Origin of the sequence: Nesterenkonia marinintestina (assembly GCF_025420485.1) — a bacterium.
Taxonomy (GTDB): domain Bacteria; phylum Actinomycetota; class Actinomycetes; order Actinomycetales; family Micrococcaceae; genus Nesterenkonia; species Nesterenkonia marinintestina.
The window spans coordinates 205,875-223,413 of record NZ_JAOEFD010000003.1 but is presented as its reverse complement, the minus strand read 5'-3'; the positions used below and the strand labels follow the sequence as shown (position 1 = coordinate 223,413).

Genomic DNA, 17,539 nt, shown 5'->3' with positions numbered 1-17,539 from the left:
GATCGGGGATCATGTCAGTGCCTCCGGATAGCGTGGGACCATGCGTTGGCTGCACACATCGGACTGGCACCTGGGACGGGGATTCCACGGGCACTCCCTGGAGGAGTCGCACCGTGAGACGGTGGAGGCCGTCTGCGCGGAGGTCGAGCGTCGGCAGGTGGACCTCGTGCTGGTCTCCGGGGACGTCTACGACCGCGCTCTGCCTCCGGAGTGGGCAGTCCTGCTGCTCGAAGAGTGCCTGACCCGTCTGGTGAGCCTCGGGGCGCAGGTGGTGGTCACCTCCGGCAACCACGACTCGGCCCGACGCCTGGGCTTCGGGTCCGGGCTGATGTCGGCGGCCGGGCTCCATCTGCGGACCCGTCTCGAGGACGCCTGGACGCCGGTCGAGCTGACCGACGACGACGGCGTCCCGCTCCTCGTCTACGGCGTGCCGTATCTCGAACCGGCGCTGAGCGCACCGATGCTCGGGCTGGAGCGTGCGCACCACACCGCGGTGATGACCGAGGTGGTCCGTCGGATCCGCAGGGACCTGGCGCAGCGGTCCGAGGACGGCGACGACGGCTCGAGGCCGAGGGCGATGCTCATGGCGCACGTGTTCGCCGCCCGCGGCGTCGCCTCGGATTCGGAGCGGATCATCGGTGCCGAGGCCTCCGCGGGGGCCCAGCTGGACCATGACGTGGAGACTGCGGGCGGGCTCGCGGTGGTGCCCCTCGAGATCTTCGACGGGTTCGACTATGTCGCCCTGGGACATCTGCACGGTCGTCAGCGGCTGACCGACTCGGTCCGCTACAGCGGTTCGCCGCTGCGACTCTCCTTCTCGGAGGCCCGGCAGGCCAAAGGTGCCTGGCTGGGGGACACCCTCTCCGGGATGGGGCCGGGTCCGGCCGTCTCCGCGGTCGACTGGTCCCTGGGTCGACCGCTGGCGACCTTGGAGGGGCGGATCGACGAGGTGCTGGATCCCTCCGTCGTCGCCGAGCATGCCGAGTCCTTCGTCCAGGTCACGCTCACCGACGATGAGCGGCCTGAGCGTGCCCACCAGCGGGTCAGGGAGGCGTTCCCCCACCTGGCGACGTTCCGCCATCGCAGCACGATCGCTCGGGAGACGGGCACCTATTCCCACGCCGTGGAGCGCGCCGTCACTGAGACCGACGTCGTGGGCGGCTTCCTGGACCACGTGCGCGGGCGCGCGATGGACCCGGAGGAGGCTGTGATCATCGCTGAGACGCTCGAGTCGGTGCGTGCCGCGAGGAGCACCGGGACGGCCCGACGCCCCTCGGATGCGGCGACGACTGACGCGGCGACGACTGGCGGGGCGGGGCAGGAGGCGGCGTCGTGAGGTTCCACACCCTGCGGATGACGGCGTTCGGGCCGTTCCCAGACACCGAGACGGTCGACTTCGACGCCCTCGGCGCCGACGGCCTGTTCCTGCTCCACGGTCGCACCGGGGCCGGCAAGACCACGGTGCTCGATGCGATCACCTTCGCCCTCTACGGAGTGGTGCCCGGACAGCGGTCGACCGCCGGACTGAAGTCCAGCCACGCCCCCGCGGAGCGGGAGCCCTGGGTGGAGCTCGAGTTCACGCTGGACCAGGTCCGGTGGAACGTGCGCAGGCGGGCCGTGTTCGACCGGCCGAAGAAGCGGGGAACCGGGACCGTGCGCGAGAACGCCAAGCTGCTTCTGAGCCGACGCGAGGGTGAGGAGCTGCTGCCCGTCAGCGCCAACATCCAGGGGGCGGGAGCGGAGCTGCGAGACCTCCTTCCGCTGTCTCCGGCGCAGTTCACCAAGGTCATCCTCCTGCCTCAGGGCGAGTTCGCAGAGTTCCTCCACGCCAACAGCAGCGAGAAGCAGGAGGTGCTCCAGAAGCTGTTCGACACGCGTACGTTCGAGGAGCTGCAGCTGCGGCTGACCGACGACGCCAGGGATCTCCGTCGGCGGAGCGACGCGCTGGCCACTCGGATCGCCGAGCAGACAGCGGTGCTGCGCGGTGCCGCCGGCGACCTGCTGGATCCCGTGGAGGACGACGGCTCGGCCGATGAGGGCGACGGGGGACACGGGGAAGGGCGCGCGACGCCTGAGGAGGATCTCCGTGAGGAGGATGAGGATGGGCCGGTGCTCATCGCCCGGCTCCGGGATCAGGTCGAGGAGCTCGCCGAGCGTCTGACCCGTCGCCGTGAGAGGACCGATGCCGCCGCCGAGGCGGCGGACCGTCGCTTCCAGGAGCTCACGACCCAGCACCGCAGCCTCCGGGCGCTGGCCGCGCACCGGCTGCAGGTCGAGGAGCATGAGCGCAGCCGCGCGGAGGTCGAATGTGATCGTGCGGCCGTCGCCGCACACCGACGGGCCGACGAGCTCCACGGGTGGTTCCTCGAGGCCCGTCGTCTCGGAGACCAGGAGGAACGGCGTCGTACGGAGGCGGAGTCGACGCTGGAAGAGGCCGACGCATCTCTGGGCGCGCAGCAGGACGTCGAGGTCCCCGAGCAGTCTTCGGCCAGGGAGCGGCTCGAGGCCGCCCTGACGGCCCTCCACGAGCTGCGGGGCAGGCTCGGCGCACAGCGTGCCGAGGAGCTCGAGGCGGAGCGGACGTCGCTGGAGGGTCGCATCGAGTCGTTCGGCGCCGACCTGGAATCGGCTCGGAAGACGTCCGCCGAGTCCGCCGATCAGGTCGAGCGACTCCGGACGGAGATCCGCGAGCTCGAGGCCGAAGCCCTCGACGATGCGCCCCTCGAGGAGGAGCTCCACGCACTCCGGCGGCGGATCGACGGCCTGCGTCGTCGCGCCGAGATCCTCGAGAGGCGGGCCGACGACGTCGTCTCCCGCGATCAGGCCGAGACCCGATGCGCCGCGCTCACGGAGCAGGCCCGGTCGGCGGCGCAGGAGCACAGCCGTCTGCTCGAAGGTCATCTCCGCGGCGTCGCCGCACGGCTCTCCGCGGGTCTGGAGTCCGACACACCGTGTCCGGTGTGCGGCTCCCCGGAGCATCCGGATCCGGCGCCGTCCGGGGACGACCCGATCACGGAGGAGGACGTCGAAGCCGCCTCAGCCCGACATCAGGACGCGCGCGGACGACTCGCCCGCGCCCAGGCCGACCACGACGCGCTGTGCGCCCGGGTCGAGGAGGCCGAGGAGCAGCTGAACAGCCTGCCCGACGCCCCGACCGAAGACCTGACCGAAGACCTGACCGATGGCTCGACCGATGATGAGGGCTCTCACCTCGACGACGTGGCTCGAGCAGTACGGGCCGCCGAGTCCGCCGCCGAAGACGTCGAGGCCTCACGTGCCGCGCGCAGGCGCCGCCGCGAACTGCTGGAGGGGCGTCGTACTGCGCTCCACACCGCCGACCGGCGCCGACTGACCGCCGAGCACAGTGCTGAGACCCTGGACCGTCAGCTGGAGGACGCCAGGGGAAGGACCGTGCAGATCGTCGAGACCCTGCACGGACTGCGCGGCCCCCATCCGACGGTGGCGGCCCGGATGAATGCGCTGGAACAGCTCCGGCTCACCCTGGTCCGGGCGCAGGAGCTCCATGAGCGCCTGCGCGAATCGCAGGCACAGCACCAGGAGGCCGAACGGACCGCCGAGCGACGGTTGGCGGAGTCCGAGTTCACCGATGCCGAGGCGGTCGAGTCCGCACGCCTGGCCCCCGACGACCTGGACCTCAGAGTCGGGCGCAGGGACGGATTCGACCGGCGTTCCCAGCAGCTCGAGGATCAGGCTCGGACGCCGGAGATCACCACGGCGCTGCGGTACGAGCACGACGGCGTCTCCGACCCCGGCGCGGACTCCGTCGCGGCCGCACAGGAGGCCCTCGCCTCAGCCCGGCGGGCCGCCGAGGCCGACCGCCTCGCGCTGCACACCTTCGACAGTCTGCGCGGCGGATTCGACCGGGCGGCCGACCAGCTGAGCGGGACCCTGCGGGAGCAGGAGGAGCTCGCCGCCCATCAGCGCCTGCGGGCCGAGCTCGCCGCCACGGTCAGCGGGACCGGCCCGGACAACATGCGGAGCATGACGCTGACCAGCTATGTCCTGGCGGCTCGGCTGGAGCGCGTCGCCGAGGCCGCCACACGTCACCTGCGCACCATGTCCGACGGCAGGTACCGGCTTCGGCATGATGACGTCGAGACCGGACGGGGCCGCCTCGGGCTCGATCTGAAGGTCCTCGACGAGCACAGCGACGACGAGCGCCCCACCTCGTCGCTCTCCGGCGGGGAGACGTTCATGGCTTCGCTGGCCATGGCGCTGGGTCTCGCCGAGGTCGTGCAGTCCGAGTCCGGGGGCATCGGGCTCGAGAGCCTCTTCGTGGACGAGGGCTTCGGCTCCCTCGACGAGGAGACACTCGACCATGTGATGGGCGCCCTGCACCGTCTCCAGGGAGAGGGACGCCGGGTCGGAGTCGTCAGCCATGTCACCGAGATGCATCGGGCCATTCCCACACAGCTGAGGATCCACCGCGGCCCGCACGGCTCGACGACCAGCCACGTGCTTCCGCTCAGCGGCTGAGGAAGTCGATCACGGCCCGTCGGTAGTGCTGTGACGTCAGCACATTGACGTGGTTGCGGCCCGGCACCGAGACGTACTCCGACTCCGCGCCGGCCTTCCGCACAAGGTCGCGGAGGCCGGCGGCGTCGGCGGCGATGACGTCCTTCTCCCCGGCGACCACCAGGGTGGGCACCCGAGGCACTGCGGCCGTGGGGTCGTAGGGATCCTCGGCGAGGCTGAGCAGAAGCTCCACCGCATGGGGCACGTGCTGACCGGGCAGCGCGGCGGCGGTCGGGACCACCGCCCGCGTCATCTCGTGATCCGGCAGGTCACCGGTGCGGTACCAGCGGCGGGCCTGGGACGTGTCGAGGTCGCCGAGCCTGTCGGTGCTCGGAGCCCCGCCCACCACCAGGGAGGCCACTAGGTCGGGACGGCCGGCCGCGAGCTCCCAGGACAGTCGTGAGCCCAGCGAGTATCCGTGGACCTCGGCAGGCCCTCGCCGCTCCAGCTGCTCGGTCAGATCCGCGACGATGTCACGGGTGCGCATCCCGCGCGGGTCGACGTCGGCGGATTCGCCGTGGCCGGGCAGATCGGCCGAGACCACGGTGCGTCCCGCCCGGAGCAGGGCCGCGACCCACCCGGTCTTCACCCAGTTGTAGAGGGTGGAGGAGCCGAACCCGTGCACCAGCAGCACCGGATCGGGTTCAGCACTCCTGTGCGCCCAGGTGTGGAGGGTCAGTCCGCCCTCGGTGCGCACCGTGCGGTCCGGACGGGGCGCGGCCGCGACGGTCTGTGCCGACGACATGGTCGTCTCAGACGTCGAGCTGCAGCGACCGGCGGGTGGCCTCGGAGACCTCATCGAGCAGAGTCGGCTCGTCGTTGAGGGCGTGGCCGTAGGAGGGGATCATCTCCTGGAGCCGCCCGCGCCACCCGACGACCTGGGCGGGGAAGCACCGCTCGAGGAGCTTCAGCATGATCGACGGCGCCGTCGAGGCGCCGGGCGAGGCGCCCAACAGGCCGGCGATGGTGCCGTCGGCGCCGGTGATCAGTTCGGTGCCGAACTGCAGCACGCCCCGGCCCCGCTCATCCTTCTTCATCACCTGGACCCGCTGACCGGCGGTGATCATCTCCCAGTCGTCGGCTGAGGCCTCCGGGTAGAAGTCGTGCAGAGCCCCCATCTTCTGCTTCTGAGACTTGGTGACCTCCTTGACCAGGTAGGTCACCAGGTCGGTGTTGGAGGCGCCGACCTGCATCATCGGCAGAAGGTTGTGCGGACGCACGGAGAACGGGAGGTCGGTCAGGGAACCGTTCTTGAGGAAGTTCGTGGAGAAGCCGGCGTAGGGGCCGAACATCAGAGTCCTGCGCCCCTCGACGAATCGGGTGTCCAGATGAGGGACCGACATGGGCGGCGCTCCCACCGAGGCGAGTCCGTACACCTTGGCGTGGTGCCGCTGGGCCACCGCAGGATCCGTGGTGCGCAGGAACTTCCCGGAGACGGGGAAGCCGCCGAACCCTCGGATCTGCTCGATGCCGGAGGACTGCAGCAGGCTCAGTGCACCCCCACCGGCGCCCACGAAGACGAACCGTGCGGCGACGCGCCGCTTCTCACCGGTGGACTTGTTCTTCACCGAGACGTCCCAGCGGCCGTCCCCGCCGCGGCGCATGCCCGAGACCTGATGGTTGAAGTGCAGGTCGGTGCCGGTCTCTCCGAGATGACGGATCAGCTGTCGGGTCAGCGCGCCGAAGTCGACGTCGGTGCCGGTGTCGAACTTGGAGGCCGCCACCGGCTGGCTCCGGTCCCGTCCCTCAGCCAGCAGGGGCGCCCATCCGGCGATGGTGTCGACGTCTTCGGAGTGCTCGATGTCGGCGAACAGGGGCTGCGCCCGCATCGCCTCGTAGCGGTCTCGGAGATAGGCGACGTTCTTCTCGCCCCACACGAAGGAGATGTGCGGCAGGGCGTTGATGAAGCTGCGCGGTGCGCCGACGGTCTTCCTGTCCACCCAGTGCGACCAGAGCTGGCGGGAGACGTGGAACTGCTCATTGATCCCCTGGGCCTTGCCGGTCGAGATCGAGCCGTCCGCTCCGCGGGGGGTGTAGTTGAGCTCGCAGAGCGCCGCGTGGCCGGTGCCGGCGTTGTTCCAGGGGTCGGAGGACTCTTCGCCGGCCTGGTCGAGGGTCTCGAAGAGCGCGATCGACCAGTCGGGCTCGAGTTCCTTCAGCATCGCGCCCAGCGTGGCCGACATGATGCCGCCGCCGATGAGGACGACGTCGTACCGGTCGCCGGTGCTCGAGGATGAGTCGGCCACAGGGATCTCCTTGCCTAGTTCTCGATCGTGAGGCGGCCGTGCCGGATGGGGCGCGGCCACGTGCAGACTCTACCTGGGCCGATGATGGGCCCCGAAATCTCAGCAGCCGCCGCAGCAAGCGGGACCGCAGGGCGTGGCGGACCTTCCCGGATCCCCCCGGGGCGGCGGGTCAGCGGCGGATGTCCCGGAACAGTTCGTGCAGCACCGGTGACATCGGATAGTCGGAGACCTCACGGCCCAGGGCGAGGCCGGAGATGGGGTAGGCCAGAGGCAGCGCCGGCAGGTCCTCGGAGACCAGGTCCGCGATCTCCCGGTAGGTCTCGCGACGTCGGTCCTCGGAGGACATGCCGCGCGCCTCGACCAGCAGGTCTCGGACCTCTTCGGAGTCGTAGTGGAACTCGTCGGTCCTGCGGCCGAAGAGCGGACCCAGGAACGAATGGGCGGATCGGTAGCCGCCGTTGCGGCCCAGAAGGTGCATCGCTCGGTCCTCGTCGCGGAGCATGGTGTCCACATAGTCGTCCTCCCAGGCCACCGGCCGGGGACTCAGCACGAATCCGGCGGCGGTGAGGTCCGCGGCGACGGCGGCGTACACCGCCTCCGGCTGCGGCAGGTAGCTGCGCGTGGCATGCATGGGGTAATAGAAGGGAAGCGGCTCGCCGTCGTATCCGGCCTCTTCGAGGAGCTCCTCCGCCTCGGTCCGGTCATAGCCGAAGCGCTCCACCGAGTCCGACTGGACGCTCAGGGCCGGAGGGGTGAACTGGTGGGCGGTGCGCGTGCCGTCGAGGAAGAACCGCTCGATGAGTGCGGTGCGGTCCACGGCGTGCGCGGCGGCCTGGCGCACCCGCAGATCTTCCATCACCGGGTGGTCCATGTTGAAGCCGACGTACAGCACGGAGAAGGGGTCCCGCTGCAGGATCAGCCGGCCGGACTGGACCAGCGGGCGGAGGTTGTCGGCGGTGATGTAGTCGTAGACGTCGAGCTGCCCGCGGCGCAGCTCCCGCAGCCTGTCGAAGGACCGCGGGAGCGACCGCACGGTGACCGTGCCGACCTCCGGAGCTGGGCCCCAATAGTCGTCGAAGGCCTTCAGGGTGATGTCGGCCTCTTCGCTCTGCACCAGCCGGTAGGCTCCCGACCCGGTCGGGCGGCGAGAGACCAGTCCGGGATCGGCATCGGAGAGCACCTGGGGGGAGGCTATTCCGAAGGCGGGCAGCGTCAGCGCCTGAGGCAGGTGGACGATGGGTTCGCTCAGGGTCAGCGTGACGGTGTTCTCGTCCTCCGCCTCGACGGATTCGAGCATGCAGGAGTCGTCGCCGAAGAATCCGCCGAACACCGAGACGAACGCGGGGGTGGGGGAGCGCCGCATGTTGCCGCTGCCGTAGAGCTCGTCGAGGCGGCCCCACCGTTCGACGTTGGCGACCACGGCCTCGGCGTCCAGGGCGGCGCCGTCGTGGAAGGTCACTCCTGCGCGGAGGGTGAAGGTGTATCGCAGGCCGTCGTCGGAGGAGTCCCACTCCTCGGCCAGAAGGGGAGAGGTCCCGCCGGTGTCCCCGTCGACGCCGAGGAGGGTCTCGAAGATCTGACGGCAGATCCGTTCGGTCTCGGTGTCGACCGAGAGGGCCGGGTCCAGCGAGACCGGGGCGGAGACCCCGGCGATGACCAGAGGTTCGTCGTCGGAGGACCGGTCCTCGGAGACGAGGTCCTGCTCCCCCGGGGAGGCCGGACCGTCCTGCGCGGTGAACCGATGCAGAGCTGCGACTCCGCCGATCCCCGCCACGGACGCCGCACCGAGCACCGTCCTGCGGGTCATCGGTTCGCTCATCGCTGCTCCTGCGCCGGGGCCGGGTGACTCTGGTGCGGGCGGCGGGACTTGAACCCGCACGTCAAAGACACTGGAACCTAAATCCAGCGCGTCTACCGATTCCGCCACGCCCGCGGGCGACCGCCCCACGGCGGCGCGGCCCATCAGTCTACAGCAGGGGTCGGTGTCGGCCCGTCGGTGTCCGGCGCTCAGACGCCGAGCTTGTCCCGCAGCCTGGCGACGTGGCCGGTCGCCTTGACGTTGTACTGGGCCAGGGCGACGGCTCCGTCCTCGTCGACGACGACGGTGGAACGGATCAGCCCCTCGGTCACCCTGCCGTAGTTCTTCTTCTCGCCCCATGCGCCGTAGGCTTCAGCGACCGCGTGGTCCTCGTCGCTGAGGAGCGGGAAGGTGAGCCCCTCGTCCTCCGTGAACTTCTCGAGCTTCGCCACGGGGTCGGGCGAGATCCCCAGCACGGTGTAGCCCGCACCCTGCAGCGACTCGAGGGAGTCGCGGAAGTCGCAGGCCTGGGTGGTGCAGCCGGGGGTGGAGGCCTTGGGGTAGAAGTACACGATGACGCGGCGGCCGCGGAGACCGCTCAGCGAGACCTCGTCGCCGGAGGCGTCCTGCAGGCTGAAGTCGGGGGCGGCGTAGCCGGGCTCGAGTCGTGCGTTCATGGTGGTGTGCTCCTGGGTCGGTGCCGGTACAGGTGTCCACTCTAGAGGGGCGTCGGGCGCAGGTGCGGACCGCGGAGTACGACGAGACCCCGCCATCCGGTGGGGATGACGGGGTCTCGACTGAGGAGTGGGCCCCCCGGGACTCGAACCCGGAACCTATTGATTAAGAGTCAAGTGCTCTGCCAGTTGAGCTAGAGGCCCGCCTGCGCGCACGGACGGAATCCTCGGAATCCCGCATGCGGCATCCGCCGCGCCGTCGGCGCAACGACATGAAACTCTAGCACCGCCCCACCCGGCCACAAAATTCTCGGGCCTCCTGAGCGGGGGAGTGTGGTGGAGTTCATATCCGTCCCCGATGACGATCGACTCTGACGTAGACTCCCCGAGCACCTCTCGGGGCCGACGACGTCCACGGGCGGAGACGCCCGCCCAGGAGGTGCATCCGGCACCCGAGATCCTTCCCCGGAGAGCACCGCTGAGATGAGCATGAGACCAGAGGGACAGAGCCGCGAAGACGTCGACGGGCAGCCGCGCGACGAGCACGTGGCCCACGACGCCGACCACGACGCGGCCGACCACGACGCGGCCGACCACGACGCGACGACGGGGGAGCAGCCCGGAGGACGCCGCCGAGGTCGACGCGGGATCTTCCAGTCGTTCCTCGACGGCGTCGAGTTCGCCGGCAACAAGCTTCCCCACCCGGCGACCCTCTTCGCCCTGCTGGCGCTGTTGGTCGTCGGCCTCTCCTGGCTGCTCTCCCAGCTGGGAGTCACCGCCCAGGACCCGGTGGAGGGCGAGCAGATCGAGGTCTTCAACCTGCTCTCCGCCGAGGGCGTGGAGTGGATGTTCACCTCTGCAGTGGACAACTTCATCAACTTCGCGCCGCTGGGAGTCGTCCTGGCGACCATGCTGGGCATCGGCATGGCCGAACAGTCCGGACTGATCGGCACCCTGCTGCGTTCGTTCATCCTCTCGGTGCCCAAGCTGCTGGTGACCACCGGCATCGTCTTCGCCGGCATCATGTCGTCGGTCGCCTCCGACGCCGGCTACGTGGTCCTGCCGCCGCTGGCCGCCATCCTCTTCATCGCGCTGGGGCGTCACCCGCTGGCCGGGATCGCCGCCGCGTTCGCCGGGGTCTCCGCCGGCTTCAGCGCCAACCTGCTGCTCTCGGGGACCGACGTGATGCTCGGTGAGCTGACCATCGAAGCCGCCGCAACCGTGGATTCGACGTACGCCGAAGGGATGAACCTGGCGATGAACTACTGGTTCATCATCGCCTCGACATTCCTCCTGACCATCGTCGGCACGCTGGTCAGCCACTTCATCGTCGAGCCGCGGCTGGGAGCCTGGAAGGGCGAGGGCGTGATCAGCGCCGAGGACGAGGACGTCGCCATCACTCGGATCGAGAGGCGGGGACTGGTCGCGGCCGGAATCGCCCTGGTGGTGACCTCCGCCCTGCTGGCGCTGCTGATCGTCCCGGAGGACGCCATGCTCCGCGGCGAGGACGGCGACGTCGTGCAGTCGCCGTTCATGGACTCGCTGGTGGTGATCATCATCATCGCGTTCTTCGTCCCGGGACTGGTCTACGGAATCGTCACGAAGGTGGTGCGCAACGACACCGACGTGGTCGACCAGCTCTCCAAGACTCTGGCGGGCATGGCCGTGTTCCTGGTCCTGGCCTTCACCGCGGGACAGTTCATCGCCTACTTCGACGAGTCCAACCTGGGCCTGCTGGTCTCGGTCTTCGGCGCGGAGTTCCTCGACTCGATCAACCTCACCGGCGTCCCCCTGGTGCTGGCACTGATCCTCTTCGTGTCGGTGGTGAACCTCTTCGTCGGCTCCGCCTCGGCGAAGTGGGCCATGCTGGCGCCGATCATGGTGCCGATCATGATGCACCTGGGCATCTCGCCGGAGTTCACCCAGGCCGCCTACCGCGTGGCCGACTCCTCCACGAACATCCTGTCGCCGCTGCTGACCTACTTCGCGCTGATCATCGCGGTCGCGCAGAAGTATGACCGGCGGATCGGGATCGGCTCGATGATCGCCACGATGCTGCCCTACTCCATCGCCTTCGTCCTGGCGTGGACGGCGATGACCATGGGGTGGATGTGGCTGGACCTCCCGCTGGGACCGAACTCTCCGGTGACCTACGAGCCGTGATCGGCCCTGCGGCGGTGTGATTCGTCGGCGGAGCCGGGCTCACGGTATCGTGGGTCAGTCCGTGCCGTGCGGCATGAGCCGGTGTCCCGAGGGATGCCGGAGCGGGGTGTGGCGCAGTTTGGCAGCGCGCGCGCTTTGGGAGCGTGAGGTCGCAGGTTCAAATCCTGTCACCCCGACTGCGGCCGTCCGCCGGCCCGCGGCACGAAAGATCCGATCATCCCTATCCAGGAGCCCTACGTGGTCAAGAGCACCGTCGAAAATCTGAACCCGACCCGAGTGAAGCTCACGGTCGAGGTGTCCTCCGAGGAGCTGGAGCCGAAGATCAGGGCCGCCTACAAGTCCATCGCGGAGCAGGTTCAGGTGCCCGGCTTCCGCAAGGGCAAGGTGCCGGCACCGATCATCGACCAGCGCATCGGTCGCGAGTACGTCATCCAGACCGCCATCAACGACGGTCTCCAGGAGTTCTACCAGCAGGGTCTGGCCGAGGCGGAGATCGAGCCGCTCTCCCGTCCGGAGGTCGAGGTCGACGAGATCCCGGATCCCAAGACCGACGAGGGCGTGCTGCGCTTCTCCGGCGAGCTGGACATCAAGCCCGAGGTCGAGCTGCCCGAGTACTCCGGACTCGAGGTGGAGGTCGAGGCGCGCAGCGCCGACGACGAGGCCGTTCAGAAGCAGCTGGACGAGCTGCGCGGACGGTTCGGCACCCTGGTCGACGTCGAGCGGCCCGCCCAGAAGGACGACTTCGTCTCCATCGACCTGGTCGCCACCATCGACGGCGAGACGGTGGACTCTGCCGACGGCCTGTCCTACCAGGTCGGCGCGGGCACCATGCTGGAGGGCATCGACGAGGCCCTCGAGGGCCTCTCGGCCGGGGAGGACGCCACCTTCGACACCACCCTCAGCGGCGGCGAGCACTCCGGCGAGCAGGCCTCGGTCAGGATCACCCTGCAGGGTGTGAAGGAGCGGGAGCTGCCCGAGGCCGACGATGAGTTCGCCCAGATGGCCTCCGAGTTCGACACCGCCGAGGAGCTGATGGCGGACCTGCGCACCAAGGCGGAGGAGGAGGTCGTCGTCGAGCAGGGCGTCGAGGCCCGCGACAAGGTCCTCGAGGAGCTCCTGAGCCTGGTCGAGGTGCCGGTCCCCGAGTCGGTCGTGGAGTCTCAGGTGGAGCAGCACTTCTCCCAGGGCGACCACAGCTCCGGCGACGACCACGACACCGACGAGCACCGCTCCGAGATCGAGGAGCAGACCCGTCAGGCCTTCCGCAACGAGATCGTGCTGGACCTGGTGGCGGACCGTGAGGAGATCGGCGTCGACCAGAGCGAGCTGATCGAGTACATCGTCTCCACCGCCTCCCAGTACGGCATGGAGCCGAACCAGTTCGCCCAGATGCTCGACCAGGCCGGTCAGGTGCCGATGATCATGGGTGAGGTGCGGCGCCGCAAGGCCCTGGCGAAGGTCCTCGAGCTCGCGGTGGTGAAGGACACCGAGGGCGCCGAGGTCGACCTCTCCAGCTTCGTCACTCCTCAGGGTGAGCAGGACGAGGACGCTGAGGACGCCGGGGACGCCGAGGGCGCCGGGGACGCCGAGGGCGCCGAGGAGCAGGGGCCCGCAGGCTCCGAGGACTCCGAGAGCGACCCCCTGGAGACCCAGGAGGCCGAGATGGCCGAGGCCGAGACTCCGGACGAGGAGTCCGACCAGACCAAGTGATCACCTGTCGGTGATCCGACGACGGCGGGCCGGGATCGCACACTGCGGTCCCGGCCCGCCGTCGTCGCAGCAGGGTGGTCAGCACGGGATCCTCGGACCCTGCGCCAACAGCGAACAGCGTCCGCGTCGCTCCGATCCGCGCGCCGCCGCCCAGTAGTGTCGTGACAGAACCGAGGACCTTCAGTACACGTGAGTGGAGGAACATCCATGACGCACAGCCAGCCCACCATGACGACGGTCGATCCGGCCTCGCGCGAGGACTACATCTACAACAGGCTCCTCAAGGAGCGGATCATATGGCTGGGCTCGGAGGTCCGGGACGACAACGCCAACGCCATCTGCTCCCAGATGCTGCTGCTCTCCGCCGAGGACCCCGAGCAGGACATCTACCTGTACATCAACTCGCCGGGCGGCTCGGTGACCGCCGGTATGGCGATCTACGACACGATGAAGTTCATCCCGAACGACGTCGTGACCGTGGCGACCGGTCTGGCAGCGTCGATGGGGCAGTTCCTGCTCTCCTCCGGGACTCCCGGCAAGCGCTTCGCGACCCCGCACGCCCGCATCCTGATGCACCAGCCCTCGGGCGGCATCGGCGGCACGGAGTCGGACGTGCGCATCCAGGCCCAGCTGATCCAGCACATGAAGCAGGTCATGGCGGAGCTGACCGCCGAGCAGACCGGCCAGAGCCTGGAGACCATCCTGAACGACAACGCCCGCGACAAGTGGTTCACCGCCGAGGACGGCCTCGAGTACGGCTTCTTCGACAAGATCGCTGAGCGCTCCTCCGCCGTCTCGGGCGGCGGCGGAGTCTGATGACGACCGGGCAGCGAGACGACGCCAACAGGACCACAGGAGCTGAATCCATGCATTTCGACCCCTCCCAGACCGCGCCGGAGATGCCTTCGGCCCGCTACATCCTGCCGCAGTTCGAGGAGCGCACGCCGTACGGCTTCAAGCGTCAGGACCCCTACGCGAAGCTGTTCGAGGACCGCATCGTCTTCCTCGGCAGCCAGGTGGACGACGCGTCGGCCGACGACATCATGGCCCAGCTGCTGGTGCTGGAGTCGATGGACTCGGAGCGGGACATCACGCTCTACATCAACTCTCCGGGCGGCTCCTTCACCGCGATGACCGCCATCTACGACACGATGCAGTTCATCCGTCCCCATGTGCAGACGGTCTGCCTCGGTCAGGCGGCCTCGGCCGCCGCCGTCCTGCTGGCGGCGGGCACTCCGGGCAAGCGGCTGGCCCTGCCCAACGCGCGGGTGCTCATCCACCAGCCGGCCATGGGCGGCACGCGCGGCACCGCGACCGATCTGCAGATCCAGGCCGACGAGGTGCTGCGGATCCGCCAGTGGATGGAGCAGATCCTGGCCGAGCACACGAAGAAGACGCCGCAGGAGATCAGCGATGACATCGACCGGGACAAGTTCCTGTCCGCGGCGCAGTCCGAGGAGTACGGGCTCGTCGACGAGGTGCTGAGCTCCCGCAAGCTGCCGGTCTGAGCGCTCCCCGACATGATGGGCGGCGCCGACGTCGGAGACATCGGGGGTCGGCGCCGCGGTCGTGTCACACCTCTGGAGTACTCTGAGATAGTCACGAACGAGGCGCCGAGTCCGTCTGCCTGAGGAGAAACGTACGCATGGCACGCATTGGTGAGAGCGCAGACCTGCTCAAATGCTCCTTCTGCGGGAAGAGCCAGAAGCAGGTCCGCTATAAGCTCATCGCAGGTCCCGGGGTCTACATCTGCGATGAGTGCATCGAGCTGTGCAACGAGATCATCGAGGAGTACCTCAACGAGGTCCAGGAGCCGGACGACTTCGAGCTGCCGACCCCTCGGGAGATCGCATCGTTCCTGGACGAGTACGTCGTCGGCCAGGATCGCGCCAAGCGCCAGCTGGCGGTCGCCGTGCACAACCACTACAAGCGGATCCAGGCCACCGGGTCTGCGGCGAAGACCACGTCGCTGGAGAAGGGGCCCCTGGACGACGTCGAGATCGGCAAGTCGAACATCCTGATGGTCGGCCCCACCGGCTCCGGCAAGACCTACCTCGCACAGTCGCTCGCCCGTAAGCTGCAGGTGCCGTTCGTCGTCGCCGACGCCACCTCGCTGACCGAGGCCGGCTACGTGGGCGAGGATGTGGAGAACATCCTGCTGAAGCTCATCCAGGCCGCAGACGGTGACATCAAGAAGGCCGAGCAGGGCATCATCTACATCGACGAGATCGACAAGATCTCCCGGAAGTCGGAGAACCCGTCGATCACCCGCGACGTCTCGGGCGAAGGCGTGCAGCAGGCGCTGCTGAAGATCCTGGAGGGAACGGTCGCGTCGGTCCCCCCGCAGGGAGGCCGCAAGCATCCGCAGCAGGAGTTCATGCAGATCGACACCTCCAACGTGCTGTTCATCGTCGCCGGCGCATTCGCCGGGCTGGAGGAGATCATCGGCTCTCGGGCGGGACGCAAGGGCATAGGATTCGGTGCTCCGCTGAACACGATCTCCCGCGCGGAGGTCAGCTACGCCGACGTCGAGCCTGAAGACCTCCACAAGTTCGGTCTGATCCCGGAGTTCATCGGTCGGCTGCCCGTGGTGGCCACGGTGGAGGACCTCGACCGTGAGGCGCTGATCAGGATCCTGACCGAGCCCCGCAACGCCCTGCTGAAGCAGTATCAGAAGATCTTCGCCCTCGACGGCGTCGACCTGGAGTTCGACGACGCCGCCCTGGAGGCGGTCGTGGAGCAGGCGGAGGCGCGCGGCACGGGTGCTCGTGGCCTCCGCTCCATCCTGGAGGGGGTGCTCCACCCGGTCATGTTCGACCTCCCGGGCCGTGATGACGTCGCCCAGGTGACCATCACCGCCGACGTCGTCCGGGACGGTGCTGAGCCGGAGCTGCTCACCCGCACCGAGGCGAAGAAGATGCGGAAGAAGTCCGCCTGAGCCCCTGACCTGGGTGCTCCACCGCGTGTCGGCGCGTTCTCTTAGGCGTGTGACCGTCCTCTCCTATAGAGTGATCCCACTCGAATCGTGATCAAGGTCACTCGCCTTGAGAGGTCAGCGGGACGGCGACGGGCCGAGCCTGTGCCGGAGAGGGTGGACGTATGGCTAGGAAGAGGCCCGGACGGTTCCGACGGCGCACCGCCGTCGTAGGTGCCGCCATGATCACCGGGCTGGTGCTCAGCGGCTGCGGTGAGGACGACGGTCCGCCCGTGCTGACCTGGTACATCAATCCCGACGACGGCGGCCAGGCCGCCATCGCCCAGACGTGCACCGAGGAGGCGGACGGGGAGTACCGGATCCAGACGTCGCTGCTGCCCCAGGACGCGCCGTCGCAGCGTGAGCAGCTCGCCCGTCGCCTCGCCGCCGGTGACTCCTCCCTCGACATCATGAGTCTCGACCCGCCGTTCATCCCGGAGTTCGCCGAGCCGGACTTCCTGGCGCCGGTTCCGGACGACGTGGCCGAGGCCACCACCGAGGACACCCTCGACGGAGCCCTGGCGGGAGCCATGTGGAACGACGAGCTCGTCACCGTCCCCTTCTGGGCGAACACCCAGATCCTCTGGTACCGCGAATCGGTGGCCGAGGAGGCGGGACTCGAGATGGACGACTCGGTCACCTGGGACGAGATCATCACGGCGGCCGAGGACACCGACACCCTCCTCGGCATCCAGGGGATCCAGGCCGAGTCGGCCACCGTCTGGCTCAACGCGCTCTACGAGTCCCAGGGCGAGCAGATCCTGCCGGACCCGACGCTGAGCTCGGACGAGATCGAGACCGCGCTGGACACCGAAGCCGGCGTCAAGGCGGCCGAGATCATGCACACCATCGGATCCGAGGGGCTCGCCGGCCCCGGAGTCTCCGCGATGGACGAGAACCAGTCGATGTTCCTCTTCCAGGGCGACGACGGCTCGTTCATGGTCAACTGGCCGTTCATCTGGACCGCCACCCAGGCGGCGGTCGAGGACGGCGACGTCGATCAGGAGATGCTCGACGACATCGGATGGGCCAAGTACCCGCGGGTGGACGAGGACACGGACGCCGCGCCCCCGCTGGGCGGGATCAACCTCGGCGTCGGGGCCCAGTCCGATCACCCCGAGCTGGCCTGGGACGCCGTGGAGTGCATCGTCTCCCCGGAGAACCAGGTCGAGTACTTCATCACGAACGGCAACCCGCCGTCCTCGGCGCAGGCCTTCGAGGATGAGGAGGTCGAAGACGCCTACCCCATGGCTGATGTGATCGCCGACTCACTGGACGACGCGGCGCCGCGGCCCCAGACCCCGTACTACTCCGACATCTCGCAGATCATCCAGGAGAACTACACGCCGTTGTCGGGCGTCGACCCCGAGGGCACACCGCCCTCGACCGACGACTACGTGAAGCAGGTCCTCAGAGGGGAGCGGCTGCTGTGAGCAGG

General features: G+C 68.8%; 12 protein-coding genes and 3 tRNA genes. 9 read left to right on the top strand and 6 right to left on the bottom strand.

Translation table 11 applies throughout. The features are described from left to right. Positions 1–40: 40 nt before the first annotated feature. Together N7E59_RS04395 and N7E59_RS04390 are read left to right on the top strand one after the other, a co-directional pair. On the top strand, positions 41–1,336 hold the full coding sequence (locus N7E59_RS04395) for an exonuclease SbcCD subunit D (RefSeq protein ID WP_261623685.1): 1,296 nt from the start codon (positions 41–43) through the stop codon (positions 1,334–1,336). Next, positions 1,333–4,497, top strand: a complete 3,165-nt coding sequence (locus N7E59_RS04390; protein WP_261623684.1) for an AAA family ATPase — start codon at positions 1,333–1,335, stop codon at positions 4,495–4,497. The genes N7E59_RS04395 and N7E59_RS04390 overlap by 4 nt, the downstream gene beginning before the upstream one ends. Here the strand turns inward: N7E59_RS04390 and N7E59_RS04385 are convergent. The 6 genes from N7E59_RS04385 to N7E59_RS04360 form a co-directional block, all read right to left on the bottom strand. Further along, entirely contained in the window at positions 4,487–5,281 is a 795-nt protein-coding gene (locus N7E59_RS04385) for an alpha/beta fold hydrolase (protein WP_261623683.1), read from the bottom strand. The genes N7E59_RS04390 and N7E59_RS04385 overlap by 11 nt on opposite strands. A 7-nt stretch (positions 5,282–5,288) precedes the next feature. Further along, on the bottom strand, positions 5,289–6,782 hold the full coding sequence (locus tag N7E59_RS04380; protein WP_390905003.1) for a malate:quinone oxidoreductase: 1,494 nt from the start codon (positions 6,780–6,782) through the stop codon (positions 5,289–5,291). A 169-nt stretch (positions 6,783–6,951) separates the two neighbouring features. Continuing rightward, the gene (locus N7E59_RS04375; protein ID WP_261623682.1) at positions 6,952–8,601 is read right to left on the bottom strand and encodes an ABC transporter substrate-binding protein; all 1,650 of its coding nucleotides are present in this window, start codon (positions 8,599–8,601) and stop codon (positions 6,952–6,954) included. A 30-nt stretch (positions 8,602–8,631) separates the two neighbouring features. Further along, positions 8,632–8,715 (bottom strand) — tRNA-Leu (locus N7E59_RS04370). Positions 8,716–8,789: 74 nt separating this feature from the next. Continuing rightward, on the bottom strand, positions 8,790–9,257 hold the full coding sequence (bcp, locus tag N7E59_RS04365) for a thioredoxin-dependent thiol peroxidase (RefSeq protein WP_261623681.1): 468 nt from the start codon (positions 9,255–9,257) through the stop codon (positions 8,790–8,792). Positions 9,258–9,385: 128 nt separating this feature from the next. Further along, positions 9,386–9,458: transfer RNA gene (locus N7E59_RS04360), tRNA-Lys, on the bottom strand. Positions 9,459–9,737: 279 nt separating this feature from the next. Here N7E59_RS04360 and N7E59_RS04355 point away from each other — a divergent pair. From N7E59_RS04355 to N7E59_RS04325, 7 genes are all read left to right on the top strand, one after another. Further along, complete coding sequence (locus tag N7E59_RS04355; RefSeq protein WP_261623680.1) at positions 9,738–11,417, top strand: AbgT family transporter; 1,680 nt, start codon at positions 9,738–9,740, stop codon at positions 11,415–11,417. A 102-nt stretch (positions 11,418–11,519) separates the two neighbouring features. Beyond that, positions 11,520–11,593: transfer RNA gene (locus N7E59_RS04350), tRNA-Pro, on the top strand. Between the two features lie 61 nt (positions 11,594–11,654). Further along, positions 11,655–13,127 carry a trigger factor gene (gene tig, locus N7E59_RS04345; RefSeq protein WP_261623679.1) on the top strand — a complete coding sequence of 491 codons (1,473 nt, stop codon included), beginning with the start codon at positions 11,655–11,657 and terminating at the stop codon, positions 13,125–13,127. A gap of 207 nt (positions 13,128–13,334) precedes the next feature. After that, positions 13,335–13,943 (top strand): ATP-dependent Clp protease proteolytic subunit, encoded by a 609-nt coding sequence (locus N7E59_RS04340; RefSeq protein WP_261623678.1) that lies wholly within the window; start codon positions 13,335–13,337, stop codon positions 13,941–13,943. Positions 13,944–13,993: 50 nt separating this feature from the next. Continuing rightward, on the top strand, positions 13,994–14,635 hold the full coding sequence (locus N7E59_RS04335; RefSeq protein WP_261623677.1) for an ATP-dependent Clp protease proteolytic subunit: 642 nt from the start codon (positions 13,994–13,996) through the stop codon (positions 14,633–14,635). 137 nt (positions 14,636–14,772) lie between these two features. After that, complete coding sequence (gene clpX / locus N7E59_RS04330) at positions 14,773–16,065, top strand: ATP-dependent Clp protease ATP-binding subunit ClpX (RefSeq protein ID WP_261623676.1); 1,293 nt, start codon at positions 14,773–14,775, stop codon at positions 16,063–16,065. Between the two features lie 161 nt (positions 16,066–16,226). Further along, a complete protein-coding gene (locus N7E59_RS04325; protein WP_390905002.1) occupies positions 16,227–17,534 on the top strand; it encodes an extracellular solute-binding protein in 1,308 nt (435 codons plus the stop codon). The last annotated feature ends 5 nt before the right edge of the window (positions 17,535–17,539 follow it).

Coding starts and splice junctions, on each gene's coding strand:
- N7E59_RS04395 (WP_261623685.1), top strand. CDS start 41: ATGCGTTGGCTGCACACATCGGACTGGCACCTGGGACGGGGATTCCAC.
- N7E59_RS04385 (WP_261623683.1), bottom strand. CDS start 5,281: ATGTCGTCGGCACAGACCGTCGCGGCCGCGCCCCGTCCGGACCGCACG.
- N7E59_RS04375 (WP_261623682.1), bottom strand. CDS start 8,601: ATGAGCGAACCGATGACCCGCAGGACGGTGCTCGGTGCGGCGTCCGTG.
- bcp (WP_261623681.1), bottom strand. CDS start 9,257: ATGAACGCACGACTCGAGCCCGGCTACGCCGCCCCCGACTTCAGCCTG.
- N7E59_RS04355 (WP_261623680.1), top strand. CDS start 9,738: ATGAGCATGAGACCAGAGGGACAGAGCCGCGAAGACGTCGACGGGCAG.
- N7E59_RS04340 (WP_261623678.1), top strand. CDS start 13,335: ATGACGCACAGCCAGCCCACCATGACGACGGTCGATCCGGCCTCGCGC.
- N7E59_RS04335 (WP_261623677.1), top strand. CDS start 13,994: ATGCATTTCGACCCCTCCCAGACCGCGCCGGAGATGCCTTCGGCCCGC.
- clpX (WP_261623676.1), top strand. CDS start 14,773: ATGGCACGCATTGGTGAGAGCGCAGACCTGCTCAAATGCTCCTTCTGC.
- N7E59_RS04325 (WP_390905002.1), top strand. CDS start 16,227: ATGGCTAGGAAGAGGCCCGGACGGTTCCGACGGCGCACCGCCGTCGTA.